The sequence below is a fragment of the Mesorhizobium sp. M1396 genome (assembly GCF_040317725.1).
Lineage (GTDB): Bacteria > Pseudomonadota > Alphaproteobacteria > Rhizobiales > Rhizobiaceae > Mesorhizobium.
Window position 1 is genome coordinate 1 of sequence record NZ_JAMYLA010000087.1, and the last position, 15852, is coordinate 15852.

10 protein-coding genes and 3 pseudogenes are annotated in these 15852 nt (G+C 59.1%); 7 read left to right on the forward strand and 6 right to left on the reverse strand.

What is annotated here, in order from left to right; translation table 11 throughout:
- The 4 genes from NKH02_RS32385 to NKH02_RS32400 all read right to left on the reverse strand — a co-directional run.
- Nucleotides 1–496 (reverse strand): transposase (locus tag NKH02_RS32385; protein WP_352883842.1); only part of this gene is annotated, 496 nt, incomplete at its 3' end.
- Between the two features lie 302 nt (nucleotides 497–798).
- A complete protein-coding gene (locus NKH02_RS32390) occupies nucleotides 799–1872 on the reverse strand; it encodes a GlxA family transcriptional regulator (RefSeq protein WP_352883844.1) in 1074 nt (357 codons plus the stop codon).
- Nucleotides 1873–2236: 364 nt separating this feature from the next.
- A complete protein-coding gene (locus tag NKH02_RS32395; RefSeq protein WP_352883847.1) occupies nucleotides 2237–3640 on the reverse strand; it encodes an aspartate aminotransferase family protein in 1404 nt (467 codons plus the stop codon).
- Between the two features lie 13 nt (nucleotides 3641–3653).
- Nucleotides 3654–5132 (reverse strand): NAD-dependent succinate-semialdehyde dehydrogenase, encoded by a 1479-nt coding sequence (locus NKH02_RS32400; protein WP_352883850.1) that lies wholly within the window; start codon nucleotides 5130–5132, stop codon nucleotides 3654–3656.
- Nucleotides 5133–5664: 532 nt separating this feature from the next.
- On the opposite strand from NKH02_RS32400, the gene NKH02_RS32405 reads away from it, so the two are divergent.
- The 3 genes from NKH02_RS32405 to sucD are packed head-to-tail and all read left to right on the forward strand — an operon-like array spanning nucleotide 5665 to nucleotide 8742.
- Nucleotides 5665–6627 carry an HpcH/HpaI aldolase/citrate lyase family protein gene (locus NKH02_RS32405; protein WP_352883853.1) on the forward strand — a complete coding sequence of 321 codons (963 nt, stop codon included), beginning with the start codon at nucleotides 5665–5667 and terminating at the stop codon, nucleotides 6625–6627.
- 19 nt (nucleotides 6628–6646) lie between these two features.
- Nucleotides 6647–7831, forward strand: a complete 1185-nt coding sequence (locus tag NKH02_RS32410; RefSeq protein ID WP_352883856.1) for a malate--CoA ligase subunit beta — start codon at nucleotides 6647–6649, stop codon at nucleotides 7829–7831.
- 11 nt (nucleotides 7832–7842) lie between these two features.
- Entirely contained in the window at nucleotides 7843–8742 is a 900-nt protein-coding gene (gene sucD / locus NKH02_RS32415; protein ID WP_352883859.1) for a succinate--CoA ligase subunit alpha, read from the forward strand.
- Nucleotides 8743–9018: 276 nt separating this feature from the next.
- Here sucD and NKH02_RS32420 read toward each other — a convergent pair.
- Nucleotides 9019–9254: pseudogene (locus NKH02_RS32420) on the reverse strand (transposase); the annotation flags it as partial.
- Nucleotides 9255–9431: 177 nt separating this feature from the next.
- Here NKH02_RS32420 and NKH02_RS32425 point away from each other — a divergent pair.
- Nucleotides 9432–10788 (forward strand): annotated as a pseudogene (locus NKH02_RS32425) (ISNCY family transposase).
- Nucleotides 10789–11650: 862 nt separating this feature from the next.
- Complete coding sequence (locus NKH02_RS32430) at nucleotides 11651–14125, forward strand: GcvT family protein (RefSeq protein WP_352883862.1); 2475 nt, start codon at nucleotides 11651–11653, stop codon at nucleotides 14123–14125.
- Nucleotides 14126–14238: 113 nt separating this feature from the next.
- Here the strand turns inward: NKH02_RS32430 and NKH02_RS32435 are convergent.
- Nucleotides 14239–14390, reverse strand: a pseudogene (locus NKH02_RS32435) (transposase domain-containing protein); the annotation flags it as partial.
- Nucleotides 14391–14475: 85 nt separating this feature from the next.
- Between NKH02_RS32435 and NKH02_RS32440 the strand changes: the two are divergent.
- Both NKH02_RS32440 and NKH02_RS32445 read left to right on the forward strand, forming a co-directional pair.
- The gene (locus tag NKH02_RS32440) at nucleotides 14476–15528 is read left to right on the forward strand and encodes an IS110 family RNA-guided transposase (protein WP_352606786.1); all 1053 of its coding nucleotides are present in this window, start codon (nucleotides 14476–14478) and stop codon (nucleotides 15526–15528) included.
- Nucleotides 15529–15659: 131 nt separating this feature from the next.
- A partial coding sequence (locus tag NKH02_RS32445; protein WP_352883864.1) for a hypothetical protein occupies nucleotides 15660–15852 on the forward strand: 193 nt, incomplete at its 3' end.

Below are 15852 nucleotides of genomic sequence, written 5' to 3' on the forward strand. Positions count from 1 at the left end.
GAACACAATTCGCCGTCGTCTTCGGCGAAAGGTTCGTCAGCCAATGACGACAACCGGCCTCACGCACAAGATTCCTGACAGTCCCCCTTGCCGTTTTGTCCCGCCGGGCGCTCGTCAACAGTCTCCGATTGATCTCTTCCCAGGTTTCCGCCCGGATCGCGCCGATCGCCTTGTGCAAGACCGACTTCTTCGGGCTCCATCCCCACGGTAGCCGGGCAAAGGCTCGGAACGATGCGGAATCTTCCAGATCAAACGCCAACTCCTGATAACTCAACTGGCGGTATTGCTTAAGCAGCGCGCAGCGACGCATTGCCTCCGTCGGCAGGCCCGCGCGACCGGTTTCCCTGATCCCATGCCGGCGCAGGTCCCGCATCACCAGCCCGAGCAGGTCGCGATGTTCGTCCAGCCACTGCGATATGGCTTTCAGCTCACGGCCGATCTCGTGTTCGGCGAAAAGATCGAATACACTGGATTGGACGGTGCGTTCTTGGCGCATTGTCGGCTCCGGCGGTTGCGGGTTTCCCTTTAGAATCAGTGGTATGATCTAAAGTGTACCTGAAACCGTCGGGCCTTTCCTGCGGAAATTTAGTGATTCCTCCAGTAATTTCAGCAGCTTACCGTTTATGGACGGGCACTAGTCTAGTAAGCCTGCGGGGCAGAGCCGATTTGCATCGGGACAATCGACAGCAGCTGATCGAAGGCCGACCTCTTCGAAACTTTCATCCCCCGGCTGACGTGCTGAGACCATTCAGCAAAGGGGCGCCGCGGCCGATCTTCAGAGAACAACGCGGCGCTCGGCTAGTGGCAGTTAGGCATTCTTTCGTTACTTAGCCTCCGATCGATTTGCCAGGCTCCCTTTTCCTCCGTCCGGTTCGACCGCATTTTTTTTCGTCGGTAGACTGGTAATCGTGATTGATGCGGCGCGCATCCGTAGGCCTCGCGGTACGCTTTCGAGAAGTGCGATGCAGAGACAAAGCCGCAAGCCATCGCAATTTCAACAACCGGCAGACGCGAGCTGATGAGGAGCAGGTGGGCACGTTCCAGACGAAGATCCAAATAATAGCGGCTCGGAGAACATCCCAGTTCCCGCCTAAACAGCCGCTCGATTTGACGGCGGGATAGACCGGCTGAGCCCACAAGGTCGTCCAATAGCAATGGCTCCGTGAGGTTTTGCTCCATCTCCTCGATTATCTTGATGACCGCCTGATGGTTTAGTTGCACCCGAGAATGAAGAGGTAGACGTTGGCGATCACCCGCTGAACGGGTCCTACACGCGATAGCTTTTTCGCAGATACGATTGACGACTATCGTCCCATGATGGCGGTCAATCAAATCCAGAAACATGTCGAAGGGGGCGCCCCCCCCGGCGCAAGTGTACAGGTCCCCGTCCCGCTCGAAGGCGGTTTGCGTGGCTACTACACCTGGGAACCGCTCAGAGAATATTGGAAATTGCTCCCAGTGAACCGCACAACGCCGCCCTTCTGCAAGCCCCGCCCGAGCAAGCACAGTCGTACCGTTACTTATCCCAACGAGGCTGCGACGGCGGTTGCGACACTCTCGTAGCCACGCATCAAGCTGTTTGTGCGGACTAGGAGCATTGCGACCGCCAACGACCACGACAGCCGGTGCTGAGATCGATCGACGAATTCTTTCACGTTCGAAGGACAACGAAGAATCGGCGCAGACCAACAACCCGCAACTCGAGGCCGCAGGTTGCCCGTCGTCCGAAATGACCTGCCAGCTATATACGTCCCGCCCCAACACCTCGTTGGCGAGCCTCAGCGCTTCTACTGCCGACGAGAAGGCCTGGAGCGAAAAGGCCGGCAGGAGGTAAAAGCAAAAATTTCGGCATGTGGACTGTGAGTCTAGCATCCCGGGGTTCCCTTTCTCCTACCCTGATCTCTCGTGCTTCCAGCGGCCATGCCAAAAACTGTGCGACCGACTTCCTTCGTTGGATGACCAGCGCAGCTACGCAACAAGAAGTGCTCTGCGCCTATCGGACGGCATTCTAGCGAAGCTTGCTAGCTGCGTCGGAAGGCTCGATCGCCCCGGTTCAGACCGAGGTAGGTCCGCTCTTGGGCGCTTTTGGCGCCGGCCCACCGCGGTCTAGGGCCGATGATTCTCCCGCTAAGCTCGCGTCGCCACCCGGTGAACCGCTCGATAGTGCGGGCCAGGCTGCGCCTGTCGGGTAGACTTTCAGGGCGGCCTGACACCGCAGGCCCGGCTACCATCCGCATCAGATGTTAAGCCCGTCTCGCGTGAGCTCATCCATAACGAAGCGGACTGCACTTTCAGCGATGCCAACGATTTCTTCGACTTCAGCCTCGGTTGTCACCAAGGGAGGAGCGAAGCCCAGAATGTCACCATGCGGCATGGCGCGAGCGATAAGACCGCGTTCACGCGCTGCCTTGGAAATGCGTGCACCAACCTTGAGCGTGCGATCAAAACGCCTTTTTTTGTCGCGATCGGTCACGAACTCGATTGCGCCCATGAGGCCAACGCCGCGCACTTCGCCGACAATCGGCAAGTGTGCGAATTTCTCCTTCAGCTGCGCTTGGAAGAATGCACCGACCTCGCGAGCGTTCCCCGGGAGGTCTTCTTTCTCGACGATGTCCAGAACCGCGTTGGCCGCGGCAGCCCCGATCGGATGACCTGAATAGGTGTAACCGTGCGAGAATGCGCCGACCTCGTCCGCCCCGTCCTCCAGGACCTTGTAGACCTTTTCACCGACGAGCGCCGCGGAAAGTGGGAAATAGGCCGAAGTCAGACCCTTTGCGATCGTGATGAGGTCTGGCTCGATGTCGTAGTGCTGTGAGCCGAACATGGAGCCAGTCCGACCAAAGCCGGTTATGACTTCATCTGCAATGAGCAGTACATCGTGCTTTTTGAGCACGGCCTGGATTGCTTCCCAGTAGCCTTCCGGCGGGGGCGTGATGCCGCCCGTGCCGAGCACCGGCTCGCCAATGAAGGCCCCAACATTGTCCGGGCCCAGGCGTTCGATCAGCTGATCAACTTCCTGGGCGCGCCGCACTGAAAATTCGCGTTCGGACTCGCCTGGGTTCGCGCCCCAGTAGTGATGTGGAACACCGGTATGAACGATCTGCGGGAGCGGCAGGTCCATATGGTCGTGATAGAAGCTCATGCCCGTCATTGAGCCGGACACGACGCTGCACCCGTGATAGCCGCGTTCACGCGAGATGATCTTCTTCTTGTTCGGCTTGCCACGCAGATTGTTGTAGTACCAAACAAGCTTGGCCTGGGTCTCGTTCGCATCCGAGCCGGACATGCCGTAGAAGACCTTGCTCATCTTGCCCGGCGCCATCTTTACGAGGCGATCGGAGAGTATCGCGAGCTCGTCAGTCGTGTGGGCAGCGTAGGAATGGTAATAGGCCAGACGGAAAGCCTGGCGGGAAATCGCTTCGGCGACTTCGGTGCGGCCGTAGCCGACGTTGACACAATAAAGACCAGCGAACCCGTCGATCAGCTGGTTGCCATGCGCATCTTGGATGCGAATGCCTTTGCCCGTCTCGACGATGGTCGGATCACCAAGCTTGCCGGTGGCAAAATCCTTGAGCTGCGTGAAAGGATGCAGGACGCTGTTTCTGTCCTTCTCGCATATCTCTTTGATATTGATGGTCATTGGCTGCGTCCTCTCACGCTGCAAGATTTCCAAAGCATGTGTATTTTAGTTCCAGGTACTCTGCGATGCCGTGCTTGGAGCCTTCGCGCCCCAGACCGGACTGTTTCCATCCCCCGAACGGGATCGGCGCCCCGGTAAATTTCGGCGTGTTCACCGCGACCATGCCATATTCGAGTCGATCTGCGAGGCGCATGGCGCGGTTGAGGTCTCGGGTGTAGACATACGCCGCTAGGCCCATTTCTGAGTTGTTGGCTCGGGCGAGCACTTCTGCCTCGTCGTCGAAGGGAAGAATCGCAGCTACGGGACCAAAGGTCTCCTCCTTTGCGACCCGCATATCGTCGGTAACATCGGCAAGCACCGTTGGCGTCACAAAATTCCCACCAAGGTGGCTCTCCTGTGCGCCGACTACCATGCGAGCGCCGGCACAAAGAGCTTCGAAAACCTGCTGACCGCATTTTTCGGCCACGGATGCCTTGGTCATCGGACCAATTTCGACACCGGACTCCAATCCGTGCCCGACTTTCAGTTTGCTGGTGGCTTTAGCGAATTCTTCTACGAAGCGCTGATAGCGTCCCCGCTGGACATAGATCCTATTGGCTGCCAGGCAGTCCTGACCCGACGTCGCGAATTTGGCTGACATGCACCCAGCGACCGCCGCCTCGATCGGCGCGTCGTCGAAAAGGATGAAGGGAGCATTGCCGCCAAGTTCGAGTGACGCTCTTTTCACAGTTTTCGCCGATTGCTCGAGCAGGATTCGACCGACCTGGGTAGAGCCCGTGAAAGAGAATGCCCGAACATCGCTATGCTCCAGCAGCCGCTTTGCAAGCGGAGGAGCCTCGCCTGTGATCACCTGAAACACCCCGGCAGGGAGCCCTGCGTCTTCGGCAAGACGGGCAAGCGCGAGGGCTGACAAGGGCGTCTCCGGCGCGGGCTTGACGATCATGGTGCAGCCAGCGGCCAGTGCGGCTCCTGCCTTTCTGGTGATCATCGCCGATGGAAAATTCCATGGGGTGATCGCGGCGGTCACTCCGATCGGCTGCATATCCACCCCCAGCCGGCTTCCGGCAAGATGGCTTGGGATGGTTTCGCCGTAAGACCGCTCGCCCTCCGCCGCAAACCATTCAAGAAAGCTAGCGGCATATGCAATCTCACCGAGCGCCTCGGTCAGCGGTTTGCCTTGCTCGCAGGTGACGATGACAGCCAAGTCTTCGGCGTTTTCGCGCATGCCCGCTGCCCATCTCCGCAGGTATGCTCCCCGTTCCGAAGGAAGAACATCACGCCATTGTTGAAATGCGCTTCTCGCGAAATTGACGGCAGTGTCCACGTCGGACATCTCACAGGCTGCTACATGAGCCAGTTCCTCGCCAGTAGCCGGGTCCACGACCAAGATTGTTTCAACCTTGGAGAGCCAAGCGCCATTCACATAGGCGCACTTTTGCAGAAGGTCCTGCCGTTTGAGGCTCTCTAATGCGGCGGTTGCTGGACCTTTCATCTGTAACTCCAAGTCGAGTGTCCGTTCCCCTCAACCTAGGCTCCCGCGGGAGTCGATTTGCGGCGGATTCCGAGGCTGCCAGGCCGCTCTGCTGCGAATAGTGGCGTTCTGGTGAGGATTTCTTCTAGATTCTAACTTTTTTGCGATGGCCATCAGAAAAGAAGATTTTTTGCAGTCTCGCGCTGGCTTTGTGGCGGATGTCAGCGGCCTGAGTGGTCCGGCCTGGAATAGAAGCGGGCGCGACCCTCGCTTAATATTAATCGGCTAAACCTTGAACTCATTTCAGGCCACGGGCCTTTTAAACCAAAGTCAAAGTCACCGTTGCATTCCCAATTGGCGCCATCCGCGGGCAAACGAATACACAAAGCAGGACGAACGACCCGCTGCGCCAACGCGCAAACAATGCAGATATTCTGCGACATATGCGGAGCGGCAGCGCAAACCAGTATGGAAGGTGTGCTAACTATAGACGAACGTACACGGGCATCGAAGTGCCTTTCAAGCAGCGCTAGGTCTTGGGAAAGACGCGACCATGAGCCACACGATCAACCACCTGAAGAAACTCAGGCTACAGCGCAGCGAACTCGCGGTTCCCGGCTCCAGTCCTGAGATGATCGAAAAGGCGGCGAACAGCGCCGCCGACTTCGTCTTCCTCGACATCGAGGACGCGGTAGCGCCGCCGGACAAGGAACGCGCCCGCAAAAACATCATCCAGGCGCTCAACGACATCGACTGGCGTGCCAAGGGCAAGACGGTTTCGGTGCGCATCAACGGCCTCGACACGCACTACATGTACCGCGACGTGGTCGACGTGATGGAACAGGCCGGCGACCGGCTGGACACCATCCTGGTGCCGAAAGTCGGCGTTCCAGCCGACCTCTATATGGTCGAGGCCATGGTCAACCAGATCGAGATGGCCAAGGGCTTCAAGACCCGCGTCGGCCTCGAAGCCCTCATCGAGACGGCGCTCGGCATGGCCAATGTCGAGGCGATCGCCGCTACGCCCGGCCGCCTGGAGGCGATGCATTTCGGCGTCGCCGACTATGCCGCCAGCAACAAGGCGCGCACCGTCAACATCGGCGGCCTCAATCCCGATTATCCGGGCGACCAGTGGCATTTCGCTTTGTCGCGGATGACGGTTGCGTGCAGGGCCTACGGCCTGCGTCCCGTCGACGGGCCGTTCGGCGATTTCTCGGACCCTCAGGGCTACACGGCGGCGGCAAGGCGCGCGGCGGCACTTGGTATCGAAGGCAAATGGGCGATCCACCCCTCGCAGATCGCGCTTGCCAACAGCGTGTTCTCGCCGCCGGAAAAGGAAATCGTCCGCGCAAGGCGCATCCTTGAGGTGCTCAAGGAAGCGGAGGCGCTCGGAAAGGGCGCGGCAGCGCTCGACGGCAAACTGATCGACGCGGCGTCGGAACGCATGGCCCGCAATGTGCTGGTGGTCAACGAAGCAATCGAACGCGCCGGCCAGGCGCACGCCGCCACGCACTGAAGGTTTTTGGGAGGACGAGATGGACATTCACGAATATCAGGCCAAGGAACTGCTTGCCCGCCACGGAATTCATGTTCCGCGCGGCGGCCTCGCCTACAGCCCCGAGCAGGCAAGCTATCGGGCGCGTGAGATCGGCGGCGGCAAATGGGTGGTCAAGGCGCAGGTTCATTCAGGCGCCCGCGGCAAGGCCGGCGGCATCAAGCTCTGCGCCAATGACGAGGAGATCTCCAACGCGGCCGAAGCAATGCTCGGCCGCAAGCTCGTGACCCAGCAGACCGGCCCGCGGGGCAAGCTGATATCGCGGCTCTATCTCGAGGAGGCTGTCGACATCGCGCATGAACTCTACGTCGGCTTCGTTCTCGATCGCAAAGAGGAGCGCGTCATGATCGTCGCGTCGGCCGCCGGCGGCATGGAGATCGAGGATATCGTTGAAAGGGCGCCGGATTCCATTATCCGGACCACGGTTGATCCCGGTGTCGGCATGCAGCGCTTTCAGGCGCGCGAGATCGCCTTCGGGCTCGGCCTGGACCAGAACCTGATCGGCAAGGCGACCGAAACCATCCTCGGCTGCTACCAGGTGTTCCGCGACTACGACGCCTCGATGCTGGAGATCAATCCGCTCGTGGTGACCCGCGACGGCAACCTCGTCGCGCTCGACGCCAAGATGTCGTTCGACGAGAACGCGCTGTTTCGCCGACCGGAAATCTCCGAATTGCGCGACAAGAGCCAGGAAGACTCGCGCGAGACCTTTGCCAGCGACCGTGGCCTCTCCTATGTCGGCCTCGACGGCAATATCGGCTGCATCATCAATGGCGCCGGCCTCGCCATGGCGACGATGGACATGATCAAGATCGCCGGCGGCGAGCCGGCCAACTTCCTCGACATCGGCGGCGGGGCCTCGCCAGAGCGGGTCGCAAAATCGTTCCGCGCCGTACTTGGCGACAAGAATGTCGAGACCATCCTGGTCAACATCTTCGCCGGCATCAACCGCTGCGACTGGGTCGCCGAGGGCGTCGTCAAGGCGATCCGCGAAGTCGGCGTCAATGTACCATTGGTGGTGCGGCTTGCCGGCACCAAGGTCGAGGAAGGGCGCCGCATCCTGGCCGATTCCGGCGAGGCGGTGATCATCGCCGAAACGTTGGCGGAAGCCGCCGAAAAAGCCGTCGCCGCCTGGCGCGCGGTGTCGCTCAAGAAAGCAAGCTGAGGGAGTTCGAAATGGCAATCCTGCTCAACCGCGGTACGCGGGTCATCGTCCAGGGCTTCACCGGCAAGATCGGCAGCTTCCATGCCGAGGACATGAAGCGCTATGGCACCAAGCTCGTCGGCGGCGTGACGCCTGGCAAGGGCGGGCAGACGCATCTCGGCCTGCCCGTTTTCAACACCGTCAAGGGCGCCGTTCGCGAAACCCGCGCCGAGGCCAGCATCGTCTTCGTGCCGCCGCCTTTCGCCGCCGACTCCATCATGGAAGCCGCGGATGCTGGCATAAAGCTCTGCGTCTGCATCACCGACGGCATTCCCTCGCAGGACATGATGCAGGTCAAGCGCTACATGCGCCGCTACCGTTTTGAGGACCGCATGCGGCTGATCGGGCCTAACTGCGCCGGCGTGATTACGCCCGGGCAGGCACTGATGGGCATCATGCCGGGCAGCATCTACCTCCCCGGCCGCGTCGGCATCGTCGGGCGCTCAGGCACGCTCGGCTATGAGGCCGCCTCCCAGATGAAGGCGCTTGGCATCGGCGTCTCGACCAGCGTCGGCATCGGCGGCGATCCGATCAACGGCTCGTCTTTCAAGGACATTCTGAAGCTGTTCGAGCAGGACGACGAAACCGACGCCGTGGTGATGATCGGCGAGATCGGCGGACCGCAGGAAGCGGAAGCAGCGATCTGGGCGCGCGATAACATGCGCATCCCGCTGATCGCCTACATCGCCGGGCTTTCCGCGCCAAAGGGCAGGCGCATGGGCCATGCCGGTGCCATCATCTCGGCCTTCGGAGAGTCGGCGCAGGAAAAGGTCGAAATCCTGAAAGAGGCCGGCGTCATCATCGTGCCGACCCCGTCATCTTTTGGCGAGGTCGTTGCCGACACGCTGTCCCGGACGAAGAAGGCAGCGTAGGACACCGCATGAAGTCGCCCGCAACCGCTTGGTCTGCTTCAGGCCGTGACGCACCCATGCGGACCATCGTATGCTTTAGCCAAACTGATGTCGCGGCGCCCGGAAGTGCCGGGAGACTTGGCCGAGCCGGGTTACGGGACGCGATGGCGATTGAACAGATCCGAACAGCCGCTAATGATATGCCCTATAATTGCCCGGAGTCCTCAAAGCGACTCCCGCATGTGGGTCGGGTTGGAGCACCGTTTTGCGCCACGTACAATAGGGGATTGTCCCGCCGGCTGCCGACCATACATCTTTTCCGAGAAGATCTCTGAAAGCGGCGTTGTCGAGCATGGCTTCCGCCAGGAGCTGCTTCAGACGAGCGTTTTCGTCCTCCAGCGTCTTCAGCCGCTTCGCTTCCGACACATCCATGCCGCCATACCTCGCCCTCTATTTGTAGATGCTGGCGCGCTGACTCCGTGCTTGCGGCACAGATCGGCCACCGAAACTCCCGCCTCGTGCTCCTTGTCAATCTAAGGCAGCGCAATGTTCATCGACCCGATCCGCCTGTTGCTAGTTTCCTTCCATAAACGGCAAGCTGTTGATTTTGTTGATAAGTTGTAGCTTTTGCGCGGCAAAGCCCGGCGGTTTCAGGTAAACTTTGGTCTCATGCTACTGATTCCAAAGGCCTGCTACCGCCGGAGCCGACAATGCGCCAAGAACGCACCGTGCAAGCCAGTATATTCGATCTTTTCGCCACGCACGAGATCGGCCATGAGTTGAGATCGGCCATGAGTTGAAGGCGATGTCGCAGTGGCTGAAAAGCATCGCGACCTGCTTGGTCTGGTGGTGCGAGATCTGGGTCGACGTGGCGTCAGGGCCACCGGACGGCAAGGGCTGCCGGCCGGAGCGGTATTGCGCTGCGGCGCTGCTCAAGCAATACCGGCAACTGAGCTATCAGGAGCTGGCCTTCCATCTGGAGGACTCCGCATCGTTTCGGGCTTTTGCGCGGCTGCCGTGGTCATGGAGTCCGCAGAAGTTGGTGCTGCATAAGACGATCAGCGCGATCCGGGCGGAAACCTGGGAAGAGGTCAATCGGGCACTGCTGTCGAGCGCCCAGCAGACGCAGCTCGAAGATGGGAGTGTCGTACGGCTGGACAGCACTGTCACCGCAGCACCGATCCATGAGCCAAGCGACAGCAGCCTGCTGTGGGACGCGGTGCGGATCATGGTGCGCCTGCTGCAGCAAGCCGATGCCTGGTCGGCGATGCCAGCTTGGCATGGCGAGATCATCGCCGCGCGGCCAAGAAGCGCGCTCGCATGATCCAAATTCACACGTGGTCGACCCAATCGTGTCCAACTCTACCGTGAGCTGATCGCGATCGCCTGCGGGACCTTGGCATATCTGAAGCAAACGACTGAGCGATTGGCCGTGGCGAGCGATCCGCTCATCGAACTATGGCGGGCCCAGGTCTGTCACTATCGGCCGCCGATCGAACGCATCATCACACAAAGCGAGCGGCGGGTGCTGGCCGGCGACCCGGTGCCAGCCAGCGAGGAGCTGGTCAGTCTGTTCGAACCCCATGCCGATATCATCGCCAAAGGCGGCCGTGACGTCGAATACGGCCATAAGCTCAACCTGATCACCGGCAGGAGCGGCACGATCCTCGATCTGGTCATCGAGGCGGGTAATCCGCGCGACAGCGATCGGTTGCTGCCGATGCTGGAGCGCCACATCGCCTTCTATGGTCAAGCACCGCTGCAGGCGGCGCCGATGGCGGCTTCGCCAGTCGCGACAACCTGGCCAAAGGGAAGGCCTGGGGCGTTCGCGATATGGCATTCCACAAGAAAGCCGGCCTCAGGATCGAGGACATGGTCCCAAGCAATTGGGTTTACCGCAAGCTACGCAACTTCCGCGCCGGCATCGAAGCCGGAATATCATGCCTTAAGCGCGCTTATGGCTTGGCGCGTTGCACCTGGCGCGGCTTTGACCACTTCAAGACCTACGTCTGGTCCTCAATCGTGGCTTACAATCTCGTCCTCTTCACACGCCTCAAGCCGACTTGACGCCGGTCCGCTGTTTGGAATGCGTGGCACCGGCTGACGCCGGTCTTGCGGCATGCGCGGCCGCGCCCCGTGACGACATTTTGCCGACAACCAGCGCGCTCTCGCCCGCCCACGCCCCCGACAATCGCTTCCGGACGAGGGTAAGTGCCTGTAGACGTTAAATATACGCGTTTATGGACGGAAACTAGTCTAGCGCAGCGCGGGAGGAATACCTCCTTCCGCCGACCGTCAGGGGGTCATGCAAAACTCCCTCTGGACACACCGGCAAAACGACGGCGGTAACCTCCGACGGCACACTGCTTCGTGGCCCGCAGCAGCGGAGGTTGAACCTTGGCGACGTACGTGGGGACCGCGGCCGCCGCCTGGTTCATGGCTTTGGTGACGATTAGCATATCTTGCCGCTGTGGTACAACAGACGATGGTCTACCCACGGCGGCACAGGCGATTGGGAAGCACTTGAGCCAGCCGCAGCCGAAGTGCCGATACAGGCTCAACACTGGACGTGCTTTAAGCTCTGGTCGGCCAGCGAATACTGCCCACCGCCAAAAGCTCGGTCGAAGCGATGAGAGGTGAAACCTCGGGGTGCCACCTGCATGCCTTGATAGTACCCAGGCATAGTCAATTTCGCTAATGGCCGCTTGGAACATCCGCGTATAGCTTCGGCGAGTCAGTGCACGAATATGCAGAATAGCTGCGTCTTCCATTACAAGTAGCACAATCCCGACGGGCCGCGTCCCTTAGTTTGTCACAAAATGCAAGATTGGCGTTGACCGGCGGCGCGAACACGGCGGGAGGCTCAACGTGCCTGAATGATCGAAATATCTTGGCGCGCGGCCGCTGCCTTAATCGAACAAGGATGCGTATGATCACCCACTCGCCCACTCGCCCTCGCGAACTGCCCGCTCGCCATCACGAGATTCTCGTCATTGGTGGAGGAATTGCGGGCACGAGTGTCGCCTTCCATCTTGCAAAAAATGGGAAAAAGGATGTTGCGGTACTGGAGCGCAACACCCTTACTTCCGGCACCACGTGGCATGCCGCCGGCCTGATTATGCAGACGCGCGGTACTCACGCGCTAACTGAAATCGCGAAATACAACGCTGAACTCTATTCCGCTCTTGAGGCCGAGACTGGGCAAGCGACCGGCTTCAAAAGAAATGGCACGCTGGGGGTCGCTAGAACAAGGGAGCGCCTATATGAAACTGCGCGCAATGCATCAATTGCCAAGAGTTTCGGGCTTGAGGCCCATATGATTTCTCCGAGCGAGGCGAAGAGGATATATCCCGCCCTCAACTCGTCCATCATCGAAGGTGCAGTGTTTATCCCTGGAGACGGTCAAACCAATCCCGTCGACACATGCATGGCGTTAGCGATGGGAGCTAAGCAAAACGGTGTGCGGATATTCGAGAATTCCGAAGTCAGAGACCTCTGGCAGACGCCAGATGGCAATTATCAAGTTCGAACCAATGAAGGGGTCATAGAAGCTCAGATTCTCGTGCTCGCGTGTGGATTATGGACACGAGATCTTGCCTCCAAGTTGGGTGCCCGGATTCCACTGTATGCGGCCGAGCATTTCTACGTTGTGACCGACACCATGGATTTTGTAACCCCGACTCTGCCTGTGTTGCGCGACACAGACGGCCACGTCTATTTGAAAGAAGACACAAGAAAGCTACTCGTGGGCGCCTTCGAGCCGTGGGGGAAGCCGCTCCCAATGGAAAAGCTCCCGAAAGATACAGGGTTCATCGAGCTTCGGGAAGATTGGGATCACTTTGAGCTGCCGATGACCAAAGCGATCGAAATTGTTCCTGAGCTCGCGAATGCCGGAATCGCCAAGTTTTTCAATGGTCCGGAAAGTTTCACGCCCGACCTTCTTTTTATGATTGGTGAAGTCCCGGGCATGAAAAATCTCTTCATTTCATCTGGCTACAATTCAGAAGGTATTGAGTACGGTGCTGGAGCAGGGCGAGCTCTGGCAGAATGGATCATTGCGGGTGAGCCTCAGATGGATATCAGCTTCGTCGACGTTGCGAGGTTTCATCCCTTCCAGATCAATAAGCGATATTTGCACGAACGCACAGCTGAAGTGTTGGGGCTCCACTACAAGATGCATTGGCCAGCCTACCAGCCCGAGACTTCGCGGGGTGTTCGTAAAAGCGTGCTCCACGACCGGTGGGCGAGGCTTGGTGCTAGCTTCGGCGAAGGTATGGGCTGGGAGCGCCCCATGTGGTTCGCAGGCGAGGGGGAATCGACCAAAAATCTGTACTCCTACGACGAGCCGAACTGGTTCAAGTATACCAGCCAAGAGTGCCATGCCGCGCGTAACGAAGCCATCCTATTAGACCAAAGCTCATTCGGTAAGCATCTGGTGCAAGGTGCTGGTGCATGTCGTTTCCTTCAGTGGCTTTGCGCGGGCAATGTGGATGTGCCGATAGGGAAGCTGGTTTATACGCATATGCTAAATAACAAGGGCGGAATTGAAACGGATATTACTGTAAACCGTTTATCGCAGACGGAGTTTCTCATTATTTCGTCAGCGACCGTCCATCCCCGGGACAAGGCTTGGATTTCAAGGCATATTACGGATGCGTGGAATGTCACCGTCACTGATGTGACCTCGGCTTATGCGGTCTTGTCATTGCAAGGCCCGAAATCGCGCAGCATTCTGTCCCAAGTTACCGATACAGATTTGGCAAATTCAGCGTTCCCATTCGCTACCAGTCAAGAAATCGATGTTGGATTAGCTCGCGTAATGGCCAACAGACTGACTTATATTGGAGAGCTTGGATGGGAGCTTCATATTCCGTCCGAAATGGCTCAGCATGTGTTTGATGTTATTTGGGAGGCCGGCCAGGCGTTTGGACTAAAGGCTGCAGGATACCACGCGCTTGAACATCTACGATCCGAACGCGCCTATCGAGAATACCAGCTTGATCTTACACCAGTCGACACGTTGCTAGAAGCTGGTTTGGGATTTACAATCGATTGGAATAAAGAAGGGGGGTTTCTCGGGAAGGAGGCGTTGATGGCTCAAAAGAGTTCTGGGCCACCGAAAAGACGACTGGTATCGTTCAAGCTCCGTGACCCCAAACCTGTTCTCTTTCATGAGGAGCTTATACGCTGTGGTGGGGATATTGTCGGCTATATTTCATCTGGCGTGAAGAGCTTCACGATCGGCACGTCAATCGGCATGGGATATGTAAACCATCCCGCGGGTGTCACGAAGGACTTGATCGAAAACAGTCGATGGGACATTGAGATCGCCGGCACACTCTACGAAGCCGACGCATCGCTCCGCGCGTTTTTCGATCCAAATGGAGATCGAGCTAAGCAGTAGCTTTGCGTCAACTATGGTCCGCATCGTCTTATCCCAGGCAGCCTCCCAAGGCAACGCGGCTGCCGTCGAGCTGGTCTCGGCGGCAGCCGACCCCGTGCCTTCTAGGCTCCCTTTCAGCAAGCTCCCGACACCGGAAAGTTCCAAGGGAGGAGCTCGTCGATCCGCTGTGCTGGGGGGCTGCGATGCGCGCCAGCAGGATATCGGCGAGCCAGGCCTGAGGGTCGACGTCATTGAACTTGGCGCTGGCGATCAGTAGGACGATGACGCGGCGGGGGGCGTCACCATTAATGGGATGGTCCGCCCCGTCCTCCCGCAGCATCATCTGGGCAGTCACAACAAAGGAGGTTGCAATGTCCCCACGCAATGCGCCGCGCCCTGCGGCCGTCTATGGTGTCGATATCGGCAAGAACATCTTCCACGTCGTCGGCTTGGACAGCGACGGCGAGCCCGTCCAGCGAATTCGCTTCCGACGCGATACGTTGATGAAGTTCTTTGAGCGGGCAGCGCCGGCAATCGTCGGGATGGAATCGTGCGCTGGATCGCAATGGATCGCCAGGAGACTTCAGGCACTGGGGCACAAGGTTCGCCTGATCCCAGCGCAGTTCGTGAAGCCATACGTCAAGTCGAACAAGAGCGACATCATCGATGCCGAAGCTATCGCCGAAGCAGCCACGCGGCCGACGATGCGATTTGCCGCGATCAAGAGCGAGGAGCAATCCGACCTCCAAGCTTTGCATCGGGTGCGCGACCAGATGATCGGCACGCGAACCCGTCTGATCAACCAGATGCGAGCATTCTGCCTGGAATACGGCATCGCATTGAGACAGGGCGCCGGACTGTTCAAGCTCGACTTGCCACTGGTTCTCGATGACCTTTCGAATGACCTCTCGCCGGCAATGCGCAAACTGCTCGTGGACCTGTTCGCAGATCTGCGCCAGTTGGAACAGCGCATCAACGACGTGACGAGGGAGATCGCAGCGATCGCAGACCGAGAAGATGTTGCCCGCCGGCTCATGACGATCCCCGGAATCGGAGCATTGGGAGCCACCGCGCTACTGGCGGCCGTCGGCACCGGATGCCAGTTCCAGAAGGCTCGCGACCTGGCCGCATGGCTGGGGCTGGTCCCTCGAGAATACTCGACCGGAGGCAAGCAGAAGCTACTCGGTATCAGTAAGCGCGGGAACCGCTACGTTCGCAAGCTGCTCGTTCATGGCGCGCGATCATGCTTCCGTCACCTGGATCGAACCCGGGACCGCCTGGGAAGCTGGCTTGACGGGTTGCAGAGCCGTATGCACCCGAACAAAGCTGTTGTCGCACTTGCCGCCAAGATGGCGCGCATTGTCTGGGTTGTCCTGACCAAGCCGGGAGCGCTCTACGAACGCAGGGACCCTGCTTTCGCCTGACGCTCCGGCTCGATTGCAAGGCTCGGGAATAGTGATGACGAAACAGTGGATCAGCATGCCGTAAGCCCTGTGCAAAAAAGCGGGCTTCGTGCCCGAACCATTTATTGGGAACGGCGTGCGCGGATCTCATCATGGCCTGGCTGCAACAGCAGCTCACTCGCGAGAGGCCGGATACATTTATGCAACTGGAATCGTCATCGGCGATGTCGCGAACCCTTGCACGGACGGGGCGGACCATACATTTATTGGGAACGGCGTGCGCGGATCTCATCATGGCCTGGCTGCAACAGCAGCTCACTCGCGAGAGGCCGGATACATTTATGC